14 protein-coding genes are annotated in these 18306 nt (G+C 71.2%); all 14 read right to left on the reverse strand.

The features are described from left to right. Positions 1-5: 5 nt before the first annotated feature. Genes OPIT5_22435 through OPIT5_22500 form a run of 14 tightly spaced genes read right to left on the reverse strand, consistent with a single transcriptional unit; the run spans position 6 to position 18301 of the window. Positions 6-1088 carry a glycosyl transferase family 1 gene (locus OPIT5_22435; GenBank protein ID AHF92576.1) on the reverse strand — a complete coding sequence of 361 codons (1083 nt, stop codon included), beginning with the start codon at positions 1086-1088 and terminating at the stop codon, positions 6-8. After that, entirely contained in the window at positions 1085-2200 is a 1116-nt protein-coding gene (locus OPIT5_22440; protein AHF94636.1) for a hypothetical protein, read from the reverse strand. The genes OPIT5_22435 and OPIT5_22440 overlap by 4 nt, the downstream gene beginning before the upstream one ends. 15 nt (positions 2201-2215) lie before the next feature. Next, on the reverse strand, positions 2216-3142 hold the full coding sequence (locus OPIT5_22445; GenBank protein ID AHF92577.1) for a hypothetical protein: 927 nt from the start codon (positions 3140-3142) through the stop codon (positions 2216-2218). Positions 3143-3191: 49 nt separating this feature from the next. After that, entirely contained in the window at positions 3192-4127 is a 936-nt protein-coding gene (locus OPIT5_22450; protein ID AHF92578.1) for a glycosyl transferase, read from the reverse strand. After that, complete coding sequence (locus OPIT5_22455) at positions 4124-6046, reverse strand: glycosyl transferase (GenBank protein AHF92579.1); 1923 nt, start codon at positions 6044-6046, stop codon at positions 4124-4126. Before OPIT5_22455 ends, OPIT5_22450 begins: the two co-directional genes overlap by 4 nt. Before the next feature lie 2 nt (positions 6047-6048). After that, positions 6049-7140 (reverse strand): hypothetical protein, encoded by a 1092-nt coding sequence (locus OPIT5_22460; GenBank protein ID AHF94637.1) that lies wholly within the window; start codon positions 7138-7140, stop codon positions 6049-6051. Next, on the reverse strand, positions 7137-8204 hold the full coding sequence (locus OPIT5_22465) for a hypothetical protein (protein ID AHF94638.1): 1068 nt from the start codon (positions 8202-8204) through the stop codon (positions 7137-7139). Before OPIT5_22465 ends, OPIT5_22460 begins: the two co-directional genes overlap by 4 nt. Continuing rightward, complete coding sequence (locus OPIT5_22470) at positions 8201-10291, reverse strand: glycosyl transferase family 2 (protein AHF92580.1); 2091 nt, start codon at positions 10289-10291, stop codon at positions 8201-8203. The genes OPIT5_22465 and OPIT5_22470 overlap by 4 nt, the downstream gene beginning before the upstream one ends. Before the next feature lie 26 nt (positions 10292-10317). After that, positions 10318-11244, reverse strand: coding sequence for a hemolytic protein HlpA-like protein (locus OPIT5_22475; GenBank protein ID AHF92581.1), 927 nt, complete (start codon positions 11242-11244; stop codon positions 10318-10320). Positions 11245-11267: 23 nt separating this feature from the next. Beyond that, complete coding sequence (locus OPIT5_22480) at positions 11268-12590, reverse strand: hypothetical protein (GenBank protein ID AHF94639.1); 1323 nt, start codon at positions 12588-12590, stop codon at positions 11268-11270. Further along, positions 12587-13834 carry an ABC transporter ATP-binding protein gene (locus OPIT5_22485; protein ID AHF92582.1) on the reverse strand — a complete coding sequence of 416 codons (1248 nt, stop codon included), beginning with the start codon at positions 13832-13834 and terminating at the stop codon, positions 12587-12589. Before OPIT5_22485 ends, OPIT5_22480 begins: the two co-directional genes overlap by 4 nt. Continuing rightward, a complete protein-coding gene (locus OPIT5_22490; protein ID AHF92583.1) occupies positions 13834-14694 on the reverse strand; it encodes an ABC transporter permease in 861 nt (286 codons plus the stop codon). Before OPIT5_22490 ends, OPIT5_22485 begins: the two co-directional genes overlap by 1 nt. Beyond that, on the reverse strand, positions 14691-16136 hold the full coding sequence (locus tag OPIT5_22495; protein ID AHF94640.1) for a hypothetical protein: 1446 nt from the start codon (positions 16134-16136) through the stop codon (positions 14691-14693). Before OPIT5_22495 ends, OPIT5_22490 begins: the two co-directional genes overlap by 4 nt. Beyond that, on the reverse strand, positions 16133-18301 hold the full coding sequence (locus OPIT5_22500) for a sugar tyrosine-protein kinase (GenBank protein AHF92584.1): 2169 nt from the start codon (positions 18299-18301) through the stop codon (positions 16133-16135). Before OPIT5_22500 ends, OPIT5_22495 begins: the two co-directional genes overlap by 4 nt. Between the last annotated feature and the right edge of the window lie 5 nt (positions 18302-18306).

Below are 18306 nucleotides of genomic sequence, written 5' to 3' on the forward strand. Positions count from 1 at the left end.
CGCGGTCAGGTCTGGAAAAAATCGATCCAGCGGGACGCCACGACCGGCGGCGCAAAGCCGGCGTCGTAGTGGCGGCGCTGGCGGAGGCGGGAGGTCATGCCGGCAAGGATACGGTCCGCCAGTTCGCGCACGTGGCGGCCCAGCTCCGGCAGGCGGGCGGTGGCCGGGGCGACCAGGCTGTCGGCCGGCGAGGTGGCGAGTTCGCGGGTGCCGCCGCGGTCGGTGGCGAGCCAGGGGAGGCCCGCCGACATGCCCTCGATCAGGCTGAGCGGCATGCCCTCGTTGTGCGTGGAGAAGAGCGTGATCGCGTCGAGCGCGAGCAGGGCGCGGGCGTGCTCCGCGGCGGAGTGGTAGGCGCCGTGGTAAACGACGCGGGGAAACGCCTCGAAACGCGCCGGCGGATATGCCTCCCCGGCGCCATGCACGTGCCACTCGATGCCGGAGAGTTCACCCAGTTGCGAAAGCGCGAGGATCGCGTCGATGCCTTTTTCCGGGATGAGGCGGCCGCAGAAACCGAAACGGAGCGGTTGCCCGCCGTCGCGTTCGACGACCTGGCCCTGCCCGACCGGACAGGCGGCCAGGTAGGGCAGGAATTGCGCGTCGTCGCGGCCGGTGGCGGCGTCGAGCGCCGCGCACGTCGCCCGGCTGCAACCGACCAGGAGCGGGGCGTGTTTCAGCACGTGGCGGTAACCGCGCGACCAGGTGGCCTGCTCGGGCGCGTCGGCGGCGGTGTGATGATGGTGGACGATGCGGGTGGGCGGCCCGGCGGCGGCCCAGACAAGGCGGGCGAGGCCGCTCTGGGCGTTGGTGTAGATCACATCCCATGGCATCGCGCGCGCGCGGCGGATTTCGTTGAGCAGCCACCCGATTTTTGCGAACGGCCCGGCGGAACCGCGCGGGAACGCGAGTTCGCGCAGGGCGATCCGCGGGTGGTCCAGTTCGCGGCGCAGTTCGGGGCCGAGCGAGTTGCCGGTGGTGAGGAGGCGCACGGTGTGGCCGCTCACGGCGGCGGCGGCGGCGAGGCCGCAGATATGGCGCTCGATGCCGCCGTAGGCCGCCATCGCGGGGACGTAGAAAAGAAGGTTCATGGGCTGGTGAAGGCGAGTTCGAGGGCTTGCAGAAAGGCGGTGGCGGTGCGCGGCAGGGCAGACTCCGGCCGGCGCCGGGCGGCGAGCCAGAGGTCTGTATCCGCAGAATGGATGCCGGTCAGGCGGACGAGCAAGGGGTCGGCCGGTCCGGACGGGAGCGGCGGCGCGTCCCGCAGCCGCCAGTCGTCGCGGGGCACGAGCACGGGCAGGCCGTGCTCCAGCATGGCGGCGGCCGCGCCGCTTTTGCCGATCAGCGCCCACGGATGCGGGGCGATGCCGAAGTCGGCGGCGGCGAGCAGGCGGGACACGGCGCGGGGCTCCACTTCCCCCGTTTCGGTGACGCCGATTCCGTGTTGCCGGAACACATCGAGAATGGCGGCGGCCCGGCGCCCGGTGCGACCGATGGCAACGAGGACGGGCCGGCGGTCGAGGCGGCGCGCGGTCGCGAGCATCCACGCCACCGTTTCGGCGGGCCGCCATTGCGGATGCAGGGTGCCGAAGGTCACCGCGGTCAGGGAGGTTGTCTCCGGGGCGGCGGACCCCTCCGCGAACGGCACGTTGCCGAAAATCCCGAGCATGCCGGCCTCGAACCCTTCGCGCCGCAGGGCGTGTTGGCAGGACGGGTTGGAGGTGTGCAGGCAGTCGGGGTCGAGTTGTTCGAGGAGGCACACCATGCCGCGCCGCTGGAGCCAGCCGAGCGCGCGGGCTTTCAGGCCGGCGCCGGCCTCGAGCCCGAGCCAGAGTTCGTGCAGCATTACATGGCACCGGGGGCCGCGCAGGCCGGGCGCGGCCCGCAGCAGCGCGGCGGGGAGAAAACCTCGCGGGTGCAGGCCCTGCGCCACGAATTGCCAGCTCACCCAGTCCGGCGTGAGGATCTGCCGATACCGGATGGCGTCGGCGAGCCGGTCGGGCCACGGTTGGGCGGACGGCAGCCGGAGGAGGCGGATGTTGTCCATGGGCTCGTCGGTGGCGCGATCGATGTGAGGATCGTTCAACGCGAGCACGGCGCAGTCGTGGCCGCGCGCGGCGCACGCGCCGGCGAGGCGGCGCGTGTAGTCGCCGACGCCGTCGCGGCCGGGTTCGAGCGACCCGCAGAGGAAGAGGAGGTTCATGGGGGTTTTCGGGACTCAGGCCCGGCGATAGAAGCGGCCGGCCAGGGCGGCGAGCGCGAGGCAGGCGCGCCGCCAGGCGAGGACGCGGGGCGGGAAGACCGGCAGCGGGGCGGCGGCGTGGGCCCAGAAGGCGCGGTCCGCCGGCGTGGGGCCGCGGCCGGCGAGCGCGGCGCGGAGCAGGTGTTTGCGCCAGGGTTTTTCCGGCCCGAGCGCGTGCGAGAGGGTCCAGCCGCCCGGACGGAAATCCATGCCCTCCGCGCCCATGATCGAGACGGGCGCGGCGGAGGTCATCACGGCGATGTTGAGCGCGTCCTGGTCGGTCTTGCCGAAGGGATGGGCGGGCGAGGAGAGGTCGGAACAGCCGGCGCCGGAGGAGAACATGGAGTGTTCGAGTCCGCCGATTTCCTCGCCGACGAGCGCAAGGGTGTCGCGCCAGGCGAGGAGAAAATCCCGCTGTCCGCGCTCCAGTCCGATGAAGCCGCCGTTGACGTAGAGCGGGGTTTCGCGGAGCACGGGCCGGCCCCGCCGGGCGAGGCAGCGTCGCCAGGCGCCGCGGCGCGGATGCGACTCGGGGAGCGGGGAGTTGACGTCCTCGACCAGGGCGACGCCGTAGCCGGTCCATTCCTCGAAGAAGGGCCAGGGGGCCTTGAGCAGGATGTCGGGATCGAAATAAAAAATCCGCTCCGCCGACGGATGCAGGTTGGTCCAGACGCGGAGGAGGAACTTCGGCTTGTAGTTGGTAAGGTGTGACGCGGTTTCGAGCGCGACGAACTCGACCGTGACGGGGCCGAGCCGGCGCACCGCCGGCGCCCAGGGCGGCACGGGGCCGCGGTGCCCGCAGACCACGGTTCCGGCAAACCCGGCGGCGCAGAGCGAGTTGATCAGCGCGGCGGCGCCGAGGTGGTAATCGCCTTCGAAAAGGGTGACGACGAGAGATTTCATGCGGCAAGGCTGGCGATCAGGCCGAGGGCGCAGAGGGCGATGGAGCGTTTCACCGGAGCCTCCGCGCGGCGAAGGGCAGGATGCCCGGCGCTTGTTTGAGAGCGAAGAGGCAGGCGGCCAGCCAGTAGCCCGCGAGGCGCGGCGAGCGCCGGATGCGCCAGGCGCGGGAGAAACAGGCGCGGGCGGCGCGGGGGTCGGAGCGCAAGGCGATGCGTCCGGCGGAGGTCCAGGCCTCGGCGGTGAGGAGGCGGCGGCAGGGCGCGGCGACCACGTCCCAGTCGAGGTGGCGTTCGAGCACTTGCGCGCCGGCCACCGCCATCGGGCCGGCGTGGGCGGTCAGCGCGGCGGCGTGTTTGCGGTAGCGGCAGGTGTTGCGGCCGGTGAAGGCGAAGCGCGCGCCGGCGCGCGCGCAGCGCAGCCACATCTCGCGGTCCTCGACATAACGATAGGAAGGGTCGAAGCCGCCCACGCTCGCCCAGAGGGACTTTTTCAGCAGCACGGAGGAGGGCTGCACGACGTAGTCGCCCAGGTAGAGGGAGCGCGGGAAGTCGCGGACGGCCTCCGCCGACGGCGCCCGGATTTCGAGTTCGCGGCCGGTGTCGCTGTCGAAAAGGACCGAGCCCGCGTGCACGAGGCCGGCGTCGGGCCGCCGGAGGGCGCAGGCGACGAGGCCGGCGAGGTGGTCGGGGGTCCAGAGGTCGTCGCTGTCGAGGAGCGCGATCCATTCGCCCCGGGCGGCGGCGATGCCGGTGTTGCGCGTGGCGGGCAGGCCGCGGTTTTGCTCGTGGCGTTGGTAGACGACCGGTTGTGGCACGGTTTGCGCGAAGGCGAGCACGAGCGTCTCGACGCTCTCGGCGGAGCCGTCCTCGGTGACGATCAGCTCCCAGTCGGCAAACGTCTGCGCGCGGACGCAGGCGAGGGTTTCCGGGAGATAGCGCGCCGCGTTGTAGGCGGGGAGGCAGAGGGTGACAAAAGGCGGGTTCACGAGAGGCGGGAGACTTGCGCGTAGAGTTCGAGGTGCCGGCGGGCGATGACGGGCCAGGACAGCGTATCGAGCGCGAACGCGCGGCAGGCCGCCGCGATGCCGGAGCGCCACGCCGGTTCCGCGGCGTGGCGTTCGCAGAGTTCCATCAGGGCGGCGACGGAGTTGTCACGGGCGAGCGGATACACGACGCCGGCGCCGTAGTCGCGCACGCCGCCGCGGTCGTTTGTGACGGGGGGCAGGCCGCAGGCGAGCGATTCGACGAGGGCGTTGTTGGCGGTGCAGTCCCGGAAGGGCGTGAGGTGGCAGGTCGCGGTCTGGTAGAGGAGGCGCAGGGTTTCGTCGTCGATCCGGTCGTGCCAGCAGACGCCGCGCAGGGTGCGCACGGCGGCGAGTTCGACGCCGTGCCAGACGGACGCGGGCACCACGAAGTCGAAGCGCCAGCGCGGATGGCGGGCGGCCAGGCGCAGCACCGCGGCGCCGGTGAGTGCGAAGTCGCGCAGGGTGCGCCCGACGACCAGAATCGAGGGGCGGGCCGGATCGGGGCCGGCCCCGGGGCGGAAAAAATCCGTATCCACGCCGTGGGGAATGACGACGGTCTGGCGCGCGCCCCAGGCGCCGGCGAAAAAATCCCGCTCGCGCGACGAGAGCAGCACCAGCGTGTGCACCCGTCCGGTGCGGGGCGGCGGCGCGTCGAGGGCGGAGGCGGGCATGTGGAGGGTGGCGATGACCGCCTGTTTTCCGGGGCGCCGGGAGAGATAGGGGGCGTGGTATTCGCCGACGAGGAAGTGCGCGGCGGCGAGGCGCGCGGTGGCGAGAGCCCAGTCCGTTTCAAGTTCGGTGAAGGTTTGCGACTGGTTGCGCGCCGGCCAGTGGTGGAGCATGCTCCAGAGTTTGCCGAGCGCGCGGCGCGGGCGGGTGTCCGGGGTGGCGATCACGCGCACGGCGGGGTGGCCGGAAAGGACGCGGGCGAGCTGGTGGATGCCCGAGCGGCGGCACTGGCCACCGAGCAGGTCGGCCACGAGGAGGACGCGCGGTGACGGGCGGCTGACAACCGCGCGCAGGGCGGAGAACACGAGGTGGGCGGGCAGGGCGGGGTCGGCGGGGGCGAGCCGCCAGGCGCGCCAGAGGAGGCGGGCGCTGGCGCGGGGGTCGGTCGCGCGGAGGAGGCGGGCTTCGGTGGCGAGGCTGCGGGCGAGCAGGCGGCGGCGCAGGGCGACGGGCACGGCGGTGAGGCGGGCGTGTTTTTCGTAAAACCGCACGGTCTGCTCCGCGACGGCCAGCGTGCGGGCCATGGCGCTGCCGGGGTGTTTGGCGTAGCGGCAGGTGAGGGCGGGTTCGATGGCGAGACGCGCGCCGGCGTGGCCCGCGCGAAGCCAGTAGTCGCGATCTTCACCGATGCGGAAGCGGAGGTCGAAGTCGCCGGTGCGGCGGAGCAGGTCGCGGGTGAAGACCACGCACGAACTGGTGACGATGACGCTGGCGCGAAACAGGGTGCCGACGGGATCGCTTTCCAGAGCGGCGGGGGGAAGCACGTCGCCGAGCGGCGCGCCGGTGGCGAGGTCGAAGGTGCTCACGCCGGCGGCCACGAGGTCCGCGCCGGCGGCGAGGCGGGCGGCGGCGAGGCGCAGGTGGTCGGGCGTCCATTCGTCGTCGGCGTCGAGGAAGGCGAGGGCGTCGCCGGCGGCGAGGCGCAGGAGGCGGTTGCGCGCGGCGGCCACGCCCTGGTTGACGCCGGGGTTGTCGTAGCGGACGGGTTGGGAGACTTCCGCGGCGAAGGCGCGCACGAGGGCCTCGGTGCCGTCGCGGGAGCCGTCCTCGACGACGACGAGTTCCCAGTCGCGGTGGGTCTGGGCACGCACGCTGGCGAGGGCGCGGGCGAGGGTGGGAGCGGCCTGCCAGGCGGCGATGAGGACGCTGATGGTCATGAGGAGCGGCCTTCGGCGAAGGCGAGCCAGGCGAGGCTGCGGCGGATCGCGGTGGGGAAATCGACGGGCGGACGGTATCCGAGATGTTGACACGCGCGGTCGGAAGGGAGGCGCCAGCGGCATTGCTGGAGGAGGGCGAGTTCCTCGGTGATGCGGGGCGGGGGCGGTCCGTCGGGGAGCCGCCAGGCACCGCCGGAGGAGGCGGGAGCGAGGGCGGCGGCGAGGAGGCGTTTGCCGAGGCGTTTCCAGGAGGACGGGGCGGCGGGGAGGAGGGCCTGGACGGCAGGGGCGGCGACGAGCCGGGCGAGGCGTTCCTGCGGAGTGCGGCGGAAGGCGGGAAGCGCGGCGAGGCGGTGAAGGGTGGCGGGGTCGATGCCGAGGCCGGCGGCGACGGCGCGGTGGAAACCGGCCCAGGTGATCCGTTCGTGGTCGCCGACGAGGTAGGCCCCGGCGGCGTCGGCGGGGGCGGCGAGGGAGCAGTCGATGGCGGCGACGAGGTTGTCCACGTAGAGGCCGTTGCAGATGCCTTCGCCGTCGCCGAGGAGCCAGGCGCGGCGCTGGCGAAGGTCGGCGGCGAGATCGGCGATCCAGCGGGAGCGGGGGCCGTAGACGACTCCGGGGCGCAGCGCGATGCCTTCGAGGCCGTGGCGGGCGCAGCCGCGGAAGAAGGCGCGTTCGGCGCGCACCTTGGCGTTGTTGTAGTCCATGGCGTGGCGGCAGTGGAGGGGCGTGTCCTCGGTGGTGCCGGGCTCCGGGGCCTGGCCGTGCACGGAGGCGCTGCTCAGATAGACGACGCGGCGCACGCCGGCGGCGGCGGCGGCGGCGCAGAGGACGGAGGGCATGGCCTCGATCTGGCGCGGGTCGCCGAGGGCGGCGTGCACGGCGGCATCGCAGCCGGAGAGCGCGGCGGCGAGGGAGGCCGGGTCGAGCGCGTCGCCGAGGCGCGCGTCGAGCGCGAAGCGGGCGGGCAGCGCGAGGCTGGAGGGTTTTCGCACGACGGGAACGACCTCGTGCGCGCCGCCGAGGTGGAAGGATTCCACCACGCGCGAGCCGATAAAACCGTTGGCTCCGATGACGGCGATTTTCATGCGGGAAGAGCCAGGCGTCCGGCGGCTGCTTGTTCGTCCGGCGTCAGCCAGGGCTGGGGCAGGGGGCGTTTCCGCGCATAACAGGTTTCGATCAGACGCAGCGCGCGCGCGCCTTCGCGGCCGTCAACGAGCACCGGCGAACCGGTGCGGATGGCTCCGGCCACGTGGAGAAGTTGCGCGATGAAACTCTGCGGATTGGTCGCGGCGTGCGTTCCCTCGCGGTCGATCAGGGCGCCCCGCAAATCCAGGGGAAGTCCCTCGATCCGGAGCGTGAGGCCGTTGGCGTCGTTGACCGTCCAGGACACCGAACCCCGGGCGAACTCGAAGCGGTAACGCTGCGGCGTTTTCCAGTCCCGGCTGAGTTGCACGCGGCCCCGGACCGGTCCGAAACGGAAATCGGTGAGGGTGTTGGTTTCCAGTCCGCCCATGGCGTCGTCCCGATGGGCGATCTCGTCGGGCTCGCCGAGCCACCAGAGGAGCAGGTCGAACACGTGCACGCCGATGTCGAGGAGGACGCCGCCGGGGGTTTCTTCGCGCCGGAAAAAGGACGGGCTGGCGGCGGGCCAGTCGAAGGGGCCTCCTTCGTGCAGGTGGAAGCGTTGCAGCGCGCCGAGCGGAGTCAGGCCGGCGCAAAGGGTTTTGAGAACACCGCTGGATGGGAAGAAGCGTTTGTAGTGCCCGACGGCGAGGATGCGCCCGGCGGCGAGGGCGGCCCGGTGCATGGTTTCGCAGTCGCGGCTGGCGGCGGCCATGGGTTTTTCGCAGAGCACGTGCCAGCCGCGGGCGAGGGCGGCCAGCGTTTGTTCACGGTGAAAACGGGGAGGCGAGGCAACGATGGCGAGCGCGCCGTCGGGCAGGTCCGCGTCGTCGAGGCGGGCATGCGCCTGCGCGCGGGGAAACGAGGCGCGCAGGCTCTCCCGCGCGGTTTCGGAGGGATCGACCACGGCGTGCAACCGGAGTTGTCCGGCGGTTTCCGCGGCGGCCAGCGCCGGGGTGTAGAAGAGCCGGCTGACCGCGCCGCAGCCGACGAGGACGACAGGAATCGGAACAAGGGAGCTGCTCATGTGCGGAGAAGACCGGCGGCGAACGAGGCCTGGATTTTTTCGGGTGAAAACTCGCCCCGGGCCAGGGCCAGGCTGGCTTCGCGGCGCTGGCGCCAGACAGGCTCCTGCCGAAGCTCCCACGCCCATTCGCCGACGCGTCCAAGCTCGTCGGGCAGGTAAAATTCGGACCAGGCGGTGCGGGCGGCCCAGCGTCCGACAGAACTTTCGGCGGGGGCGACAATCGCGCAGGGAAGGCCCAGGTGCGTGTATTCGACCAGCTTGCTGGGAAAACTCGTCCCGATCCAGGGCATCTCGGCGACGGTTTCCGTATACGAAACGAGGATACCGTCGGCGTTTTCGACCAGGTAATCGAGCGCCTCCCGGTTGGACGGGAACGGGGCGAGGTGATCGGCCGGAACGCCGGTGGCGAGAAACGTTGCGAGGTCATCGGTCGCCCGGGAAAGCAGCGTGAGGCGCGCTCCGGCGGAGTCGAGGACCCGCGCGATTTTTCCGAGCAAGGGAAACTGGGGAGCCCAGATGTGGCCCGCGTAAACCACCCGCGGTTTCGCGCGGCGGGCCTGCCAGACGGCGGTCTCCGCCCGGCCCTCCGGGATGGGCGGGAGGATGCGGCGGGCGGTGTCGGGCACGTCGTAAGCCGCCGCAAGCTCGGGCGAGACGAACCAGCAGCGGCGGGCCTGTTTCAGTATCCAGGCGTGGCGGCGGCGAAGGCGGGTTTTCCCGGCGGAGTCGGGGGCGAAAGCGGCGGCGTCGTCGTGAATCAGCAGCGAAAGGGGGACGCCGGACTGGCGGGCAAACCGGGCGGCAATCTCCGCCGAAAAATCCGAATGGGCCGCGAGGTATCCGAGGACGGCATCCGGCGGCGAACCGGCGGTGAGCCGGCGGCATTCGCGACCGAGCAGCGACGTGCGCACCCGCCGGGAGAGGGCGATGTCGCGGCGGAACGGAGGCCACCACGCGCGGCGATGCGGCAGATGTGCGACCGTCCAGCCGGCGCTCCGGCAGGTTCCGGTTTCCTGTCCTTCTTCGGCCACTACGGTGATTTTCCAGCCGGCGGCGGAGAGCCGTTGCAGATGACGGAGCACGATGACCGGGCTGCCGGTGCCTTCGGCGGGAACCTGGCCGATATAGAGCAGGCGGGGCACGGAGGCCGGCCCGGCCTGCGGACGCGCAATGAAGCCCAGGCTCACTTTGGCGAGATACGAAACGGTTTTCCAGGTGGCGCGGCTGGCTGGCTCCCGAAGCAGCGCGCGCAGGGCGTAGCGCCAGGGGGTGCGCCGGTCGGCGAAGCGCAGGGAGGTCAGCGCAAAGTCCCGGGCGGCATCGGCGTCGATGCGTTCGGGATGGGGAGCGGACCGGCAGGCGGCGGCATCGAACGCGAGGCCGCGCGCGGCGTGCGCTTCGGCGAGAACGGCGAGCTTGCGCTCGGAACGCCCGGCATTCCGGGTGAAATTCACGCTTTGCTCATGATAGCGATAATGGAGAAGAACCTCCGGCAGGTTGGCCAGGGTTCCGATGCGGGCGAGGCGGAGGTAGAGATCGAGATCCTCGATCCACTGCGCGGACTCGCGGTAGCCTCCCGCGCTTTCCACCGCCGACCGCCGCATCATGACGGCGGGGTGGATGATCGCGCCGCCATCGCCGAGCAGAAGCCGGGCCTCGATTTCGGCGTGGGCGAGCGGGCGGGGATTCCATTTCAGCAAGGCGCCCCGGGCATCCATGTAAATGAAGGCGGAGCCGACGGCCACACAGTCGGGATGTCCGCCAAGGTAGTCCGATTGACGATCGAATCGTTCCGGGAGCGCGATGTCGTCGGCATCCATGCGGGCGATGTAGTCGCCGCGGGCGAGGCGGAGGCCGTCATTGAGCGCGCCCACAATGCCGGTGTTGGGGCGGCTGACCACGCGCAGACGCGGATCGCGGGCGGCAAGGCGCCCGAGGAGGGCTCCGGAGCCGTCCGTCGAGCCGTCATCCACCGCGATGAATTCAAAATCACGGCAAGTCTGGCGGAGAATGCTGTGCACGGCGGCCTCCAGCCAGGGAGCGGCGTTGTAAACAGGCATCACCACGCTGATGCGGGGAACGTTCATGCGATTGTCGAAAGGGAGCGGCGGGCTCAGGCGGCGCGGAGGGAGGCGCGCCAGACGCGGACAAGAGAGGAGAAAGCGTGGCGAAGCCCGGTGTGGCGGCAATAGACACGGGTGAAGTGTTCGTCGGCGAAACGGCTGACGCGACGGCCGGCCGGGCAGACCAGGGGCAGGGGCGCGGCGGACGCGGGGATCCGGAGGTGGGCGGCGTCGCTCTTGGTGTGGGTGGAGTCCGCCCCGATCCCGATATTCTCCACCAGATTGACCGTGGGCAGCACGGACAGGCCGCCGAGGGAGCGGACGGTAAACATCCAGGGGAAACCCCAGGTATCGGCGCGGTCGAGGTCGGAGCGGGCGCCATCGTAGGTGGAAATCCAATACTGGGCCTCCCACGGACTGGCGAAACTGGCGCGGAGCGCGGAGAAACGCGCATCCCAGGTCGCCATCCCGAAATCGTATTGTTCCCATGCGCGCCGCCACGTGGCCCAGCCCCAGATCCAGGGGTGGTGGCTGAAGCGGTAGCCGGGCCCGTGCGGCGCGGCGCCGACGGGGGCGGAAAAATTGGTGCCGGCGATGTGCATGACCCGGGGGTCGTCGCGATAGCGGGCGAGGAGTTCGCCGCAGTAGGGGAAAAAGCCGGGGTCGGGCAGGCAGTCGTCTTCAAGCACGATGGCGTGTTCCAGTCGGGCGAAAGCCCGGGTGAGGCCGCTGGCGACCCGGTGGCGGCAGCCAAGATTGGTGTCGGCATAGTCGCGGATCACGTCGCAGTCCCAATCGACACCCTGTTCGATGATGGCGCGGACAGCGGCGACGTTGGGGATGTCGTCGGGGCGGTGCGGCCGGGGGCCGTCACAGATGACATAGAGCGTGGCGGGCCGGGCTTCCCGGATGCGGGCAAAGACGCGGGCCGTGACCTCCGGGCGATTGAAGACGATAAAAATCAGCGGGGTGTGCATACCGGGCGAAATGGCGGCAACGCTCAGGGTTGCGGCGGGTGAGCGCCGGACGCGTGGAGAACACGCAGATCGCGGGCGACGTCATGACGCGCGACGGCGTTCGCGCGCAGGAGGGCGGCGAGCGGGCCGTAACAGGTGGCGGGTGCGAGGCGGGCGCGGACGGCGGCGAGGGCGCGGGCGGCGGTGGCGGCGCGGACGGCGGGTTGATCGAGCAGGTGGCGGATGGCGGCGGCGAATTCCCCGGGGGTGGCGGCGACGGCGACGGCATCGCGCAGGAAGGGCGCGCCGGGCAGCGCGGCCGGGGTGGTGACGATGGCGCGGCCGCAGGCGGCGGCTTCGACGAGCTTGATGTTGAGGCCGGTGGACTGGAGGAGGGGGACGATGACGAGGGCAGCCTGGCGGTAGCAGGGGGCGAGGTCGGGCACGGGGCCGTGGAAGGCAACGCCGTCGGGACACAGGGTCACGAGGCGGTCGATGGAACCGCAGACGTGGAGAGAAACGTCGGGCACTTCGCGGAGGAGGCGGGGCCAGACTTCGCGGAGGAACCAGTCGAGGCCGCGGGCGTTGAAGGCGTTGTCGCTGCCGACGAAGAGGAGGCTGCGGGAGGTGGTTTCGGCGAAGGGAGCGCGGGTTTCGCAGGCCTTGGGCGCGACGACGACGCGGGCGGCGGGAGCGAGCGCGGCGAGTTCGGCGGCGTCGGTTTCGGAGATGGCGACGAGGAGGGCGGCGCGGCGCAGCCAGGCGGCTTCGCCGTCGCGGGTGATCTCCGGCGCGATGCCGGGGGCGGAGAGCGCGGCGCGCTGCCAGCCGATGTCGTGGGTGAGGCAGGCGGTGCACGTGCGGCGCAGGGCAGGCAGATCGAGGATCGGGCAGAGCCAGGCGTAGTTGGTGATCACTACATCGGGCCGGTGTTTTTCGAAAAAGCGGACGACGAGGGCGAGTTCGGCGGGCGTGGGCGGCGAGGCCCAGAGAGGGGCGGCGGCGGGCGGCGCGGGCGAGGGGTGGCGGCGCGGGGGGGCGAGGCCGACGGTGTTGAGCGCGCGGCGCACGCGGTCGAGCGCGCGGGCCTTGAACGGGAGCCAGACGACGGCGAGGAAAACGAAGCGGCGTCCGAGGCGGAGCGCGCCGGGGAGGTGGAGGCGCACGGCGCGGGCGAAGGGGGCGGGGAGGCGCCAGATTTTTTTCCAGCGGAGGCGGTCGTGGGGGGCGAGCCAGAGGATGTGGACGCGGAAGCCGTCGGTGGCGAGGTAGCGCGCGAGGTCGTGCAGGTAGGCGCCCGCGCCGTCTTCCCAGGGGAGCGGGGTGTGGCGGGTGACGATGAGGAGTTTTTGCCGGGCGGGGGTCATGCGTGGACCAGTGGTTCCATTTTCATGACGGACACCGCGACGGGAGGGCGGGCGTTGGGCGAGGAGCGGTGGGTGGTCTCGTCCTCGGCGGCGGGGAGCACGTCCCAGAGAGCCACGTCAACGAGGGTGTCGGGATAGGAGGAGCCTTCGATGGCGGCGCAACTGACGTGGTATTGGCTTTCGGGGAGAGGCCAGAAGTCGAGGCCGAGGGTGGCGCGGTAGGCGCCGGGTTCGAGGTCGAGGGGGGCGGTCATGGTGTCGGAGTCGAGGGTGAGCACACGCTGGCCGTCGCGGGTGGCGAAGCCGAGGCCGAGGGCGAAGCGGCGCACGGGTTCGGTGAGGCGGAAGTCGAGCTGGAAGCGGGCGGGGTGGCCGTAGCGGAGGGGCGCGCCGTCCTGCGTGCCGAGCGCGAGGAGGCGCACGCGGGTGCCTTCGCCGTGGCCGCGGGGGAGGCCGGCGAGGCTGACGCGGGGCGGGGAGGGGAGGAGGTGGCGGGAGTAGCGGGCGATGGCGTCCTCGACGGGCATGATGCCGAGGCTTTCGCCGCGTTCGAGGTAGAGACATTTGCCGCAGAGGCGGCGGAGGGCCTGCATGTTGTGGCTGACGAGGAGGATGGTGCGTCCGCGGGAGGTGGAAATCTCCGACATGCGGTTGAGGCACTTGCGCTGGAAGTCGGCGTCGCCGACGGCGAGCACTTCGTCGAGGATAAGGATTTCGGGTTCGAGGTGGGCGGCGACGGCGAAGGCGAGGCGCACATACATGCCGCTGGAGTAACGTTTGACGGGGGTGTCGATGAAGGGGGCGAGTTCGGAGAAGGCGACGATCTCGTCGAAGCGGGCCGTGACTTCGGCGCGGGTCATGCCGAGGATGGCGCCGTTGAGGTAGATGTTCTGCCGGCCGGTGAGGTCGGGGTGGAAGCCGGTGCCGACCTCGAGCAGGCTGCCGACGCGTCCGTGCATGACGATCTCGCCGGTCGTTGGCTCGGTGGTGCGGGAGAGGATTTTTAACAGGGTGCTCTTGCCGGCGCCGTTGCGCCCGACGACGCCGACGATCTCGCCGGGCAGGATGTCGAAGGACATGTCCTTGAGCGCCCGGAATTCGCCGGCGGGCGGGGGTGGGTCGGCGCGGCTGCGCCGCCAGCGGGCGGCGAGGCGGGAGAGTTCGTCGCGGAAGCTGGTCATGCCGATCTGGCCGAGCCGGTAGCGCTTGGAGACGCCGCGGGCGGTGATGATGGGCCGGTTCATCAGACAGTGTCCACGAAGGTGCGGGCGGAGCGTTGGTAGAGCACGATGCCGCCGAGGAGCACGGCGACCGTGAGGAGCACGGAGACGGCGAGGCCGGCGGGGGTGACGCTGCCGGTGCCGAGCAGGATGAGGCGGGTGGACTCGACGATGGAGGCCATGGGGTTGAGGTTCGCGACCCAGCGCCATTCCTCGGGGATGCGCGAGAGAGGGTAGATGACGGGCGTGGCATACATCCAGATTTGCAGGAGGTAGCCGGTGAGTTGCTGGAGGTCGCGATACTTCGCGGTGAGGGCGGAGAGGACGAGACCGACTCCGAGTCCGAGCGCCGCCGTCTGGAGGAGGAGCAGGGGAAGCAGGGCGAGCGAGGCGCCGACGTGCAGCGCGGCGCCGAAGGGCGTGGCGACGAGGTGCCAGGTCCAGAACACGAGGAAGACCGCGAACTGGACGAGGAAGGCGATGAGGCTGGAGCCGCACAGCGCGAGCGGCGGGATGAGGCGGGGGAAATAGACTTTGCTGAAGATGCCCGCGTTGCCGGCGAGGGAGTTGCCGGTGGTGGAGAGCACGTTGGCAAAATAGTTCCAGGCGAGCTGGCCGCCGAGGTAGAAGAGCATCGGCGGCACGCCGTCCGTCGGGATGCCGATGATGCGGGAAAAGAGGATGGTGAAAACGGCGGCGTTGATCAGCGGGTTGACGATGAACCAGAGCGGCCCGAGGACGGTCTGCTGGTATTTCGCGGTGAAGTCGCGCTGGACCAGCAGCACGAGCAAGTCGCGATACTGCCACAGGCCGGCCCAGTCGATGCGCAGCCAGGACTGGTCGGGCCGGATGTGTATTATATGTTCGGATACGGGAGGAGTCATGCGGCGGATCGGGGCGCGGCGGCGCGGACGCCGGCGAGGCAGAGCGCGGCGAGCGCGGCGGCGTTGAGGGCGATGGCGGGCATCTGGAGCGGGAAGTCGAGCTGGGCTTGCAGGAGGAGGGCGGCGAGCGCGCAGGCGGCGGAGAGGGCGAGGGCGCGGTGCAGGGGGCTGCACCAGCGGCGCGCGCGGAGGACGGCGAGGAGGGCGACGGCGGGCAGCGCCCAGGCGGCGAGCGCGGCGGGCACGCCCCACTCGACCGCGGTTTGCAGCGGGTCCTGGTGGGCGAACTGGAGGAATTGATAGAAGGTGCGCACGAAGGGATCATCGCTGTGGCGGCTCGCGGCGCCCATCCAGTTGCCGGGGCCGTGGCCGGTGAGGGGGCGCGCGGCGATGGCGCGCAGGGCGGTGCGCCAGCCTTCGCCGCGGTCGCCGAACCAGCCGCTCCGCGAGGCGCCGGGAATGAGCAGGTCGTCGCGGACCAACGCCGGCCAGGCGGACTCGGGCGGGTTGACCGGCGCGGCGGCGGCGGACCGCGGGGCGGCGAAGAGGAGTTGCCAGCGCGCGCCGATGGTGTCCGTCCGCCCGGCGAGGGCGACAAGGGCCACGACGGCGGCGGCCCCGGCGGCGACGATCCAGACGGTGCGGGGGCCGCGGAATTTGATCTTGAGGCCGACGAGAAGGAAAGGCGCGACGACGAGCGCGGCGACTTGCGGGAAGCGCGACACGTGGCTGCCGTGCGCGGCGAGGAGGAGGATCACGGCGAGCGTGGAGGGGATCGCGAGAACGGGGGCGCGGCGGTTCCAGGCGAGGCAGGCGAGCGCGAGGGCCGGAGGCCAGGCGGTGTTGAAGTAGGCTCCGGCAGAGGTGTGGTGGAAGAAGGTGCCGCAGAAGTTGCCGGGCATGCGTCCGTCGTTGCGCCAGTAGATGCCGGTGGCGTGGGTGTGGTTTTGCAGCAGGGCGAGGAGGCCGACGGCGGCGGCAGTGGCGGTGAGCGCGAGGGCGAAGGTCAGCGCCCAGGCGCGGCCCCGGGCGAGGTCGGTGAGCGCCAGGACCGAGGCGGCGAGGGCGAGCGTGAGCGCGAGGGTGTTGCCGGGCGTGCGCCAGACGATGCTGGAGGGCCAGCGGGCGGCGACGCGCTCGAAGTGCGCCTGGGTGAAGGGGGCCACGGGAGTGGGTTGCGCGAGCCCGGTGATCCAGGGGAGCGCGGCGAGGACGAGGAGGGCGACGGCGAGGACGGCGGCGGCGGGCACGTGCGGGCGGCGGCGGGCGAGGGCGAGCGACGCGACCCAGAGCAGGGTCGCGGCGGCGCAGCCGAGCGCGACGATTCCGGGGCCGCCGGCGCGGGTGGAGCCGAAATGGAGCGGGGCGAAGACGAGGAGGCCGGCGAAGCCCGCGCCCGCGCCGACGCGCAGGGCGCGGCCGAGGTTTCCCGCAGCGGTCACGCCGGAGTCTGCTCCTCGTAGGCTTTGTAGTAGGCGGCCGACTGGGTGCCGTAGCCGTGATAGCCGTAGCTGCGGGCCTTGCTTTGGGGGAGCCGGTTGAGCACGACGCCGAGCAGGGAGATGCCCGTGCCGTGGAAGCGGTCGATGACCTTGCGGATAATGGCCGGGCGGACGGTGCGGTAACGGCAGACGTAGATCATCTCGTGGCAGCAGCGGGCGAGCATGAGCGCGTCGGGAAAAACGGCGGCGGGCGGGGTGTCGAAGAGGATGAGGTCGTAGTTGTCGAGCAGGGGCTGGAGCGTCTCGCGGCGGCTGAGCTGGTCGAGGAGCTCGGTGGGGCGGCCGAGGCTGCGGCCGGCGGGCAGGAGGTCGAGGTGGTCGGCCACGGGGACGATGCCGACGGGCAGCGTGGGGCGTTGCGCGGGGTCGGTCTCGAGCCAGTCCACCCAGCCGGTGTCGGGCTTCACGCCGAAGAGGCGGTGGAGGGTGGGGCGGCGGAGGTCGCAATCGACGAGGAGGGTGCGGCGTTTGTGCGAGGCGAATACGGCGGCGAGGTTGCAGCAGAGGAGGCTCTTGCCTTCGGCGGGCACGCTGCTGGTGACGAGGAGGGCCTTGGGAAAGGCGAGGGGCGAGCGCACCTCGATCTCGCTAAAAATGCCGCGGTAGGCTTCGGAGAGGTCGTGGCTGGCGTGCGAGAGGAAGATGCGGGCGCGCTCGGTTTCGCCCAGTTTGCCCATGTGCTTGACCACGCCGAGGAGGGGTTCCTGGAGGGAGTCCTCGACCTGGGCGGGGGTGCGCAGGCGGGAGTCGAGCAGACCGATGCCGAGCGGGAGGACGAAGAGCAGGCCGAGCCCGGCGGCGCCGGCCTTGACCGCGATCTCGAGAGCGCCGGTGTCGGAGGGCGCGTCGGGCACCCAGGCGGGGTCGAAGATGGCGATGTTGGTGTTGGCCATGCGGCTGGTGATGCCCGCCTCGGTGAGCCGGTCCATGATGCGGGCGTAGGTGGCGCGCTTGGCGTTGGCGTCCTGTTCGAGGAATTTGTAGTCGATGGAAATCTTGTCGAGTTCGCGGGCCTGCGCCTCGGAGCCGGTCGTCTCGGCCTGGAGTCGTTGTAGATAGTGGGCGGATACGTCGTAACGGGCGCGCAGGTCGGCGACGGCCTTGGCGATGCTTTCCGCCAGCATCCGGCGGGTCTCGCGGGTCTCGGCCTCGTTCTGCTTCATCTTGGGGTGTTCGCCCAGATAATGTTCGGCGAGCAGGGTGCGCTGGGTGAGCAGCGAGATGAGGCTGTTGTTGAGGTCGGCGACCTGGCCGGAGGTGCGGATCTGGGTGATCTCGAGGAGGTCGCGGTTGCCGGCCTGATACTCCTCGATTTTGTCGATGAGGGATTTGGCGTCGATCTGGTCGAGCGTGGCGGCGACGACGGCGGTGCCGAGCGAGGACATTTTCTGGAGGACGACGTTCTGGGTCTCGCCGATGGCGGCGAGGTTGTTTTTCTCGCGGTAGTTTTGCAGCGCCTTCTCGGCGGCCTCGACCTGCGCGCGGGTTTCGTCGGCCTGGTTGCGGAGAAAGACGATGGCGGAGTTGGTGCGGGTGCTGGCGTTGTCGAGGTTGTAGTCGATATACTTGCGGGCATGGCGATTGGCGATGAGGGCGGCGGCTTCGGGCGAGCGGTTGGAGACCTGGATGCCGAGGATGGGTGTGCCGCGGCGGGCGAAGACGGTGACGTTGGGACGGATGATGGCGTCGAGCGGGGGCGGGGCGGCGTCGGGATCGAGGGGATCGGCGTAGGCCTTGCGGATGAGCTCGGCCTCGGCGGTGCTGAACGAGGCGAGCACGTAGTCGGCAAAGGTCTTGCTGCGGAGTTGCTCGATGTGGGTGTTGAGCTCGGCGGCGGTTTGCAGGGTGGTGTCCACGACTTCCTGGATGTTGAGGACGCGGTCCTTGCGGGCTTCGAAGAGCAGGGAGACTTCGGTGCGGTAGATGGGCTCGAAGTGCGGGCGGAACACGACGATGAGGGCGGCGGCGGCCGCGCCGGCGAGGGCGCCGATCCACCAGCGTTCGGCGAACATGTCGAGGAAGTCGCGCGGCGTGCGGCGGATCGAGGCGGCGCGCGGCCGGCCGGGAGAGGGCCGGTTGCCGGCGGTGGTGTCGGTGGTGGTCATGTGGT

This window comes from Opitutaceae bacterium TAV5 (genome assembly GCA_000242935.3).
Classification (GTDB): domain Bacteria; phylum Verrucomicrobiota; class Verrucomicrobiia; order Opitutales; family Opitutaceae; genus Geminisphaera.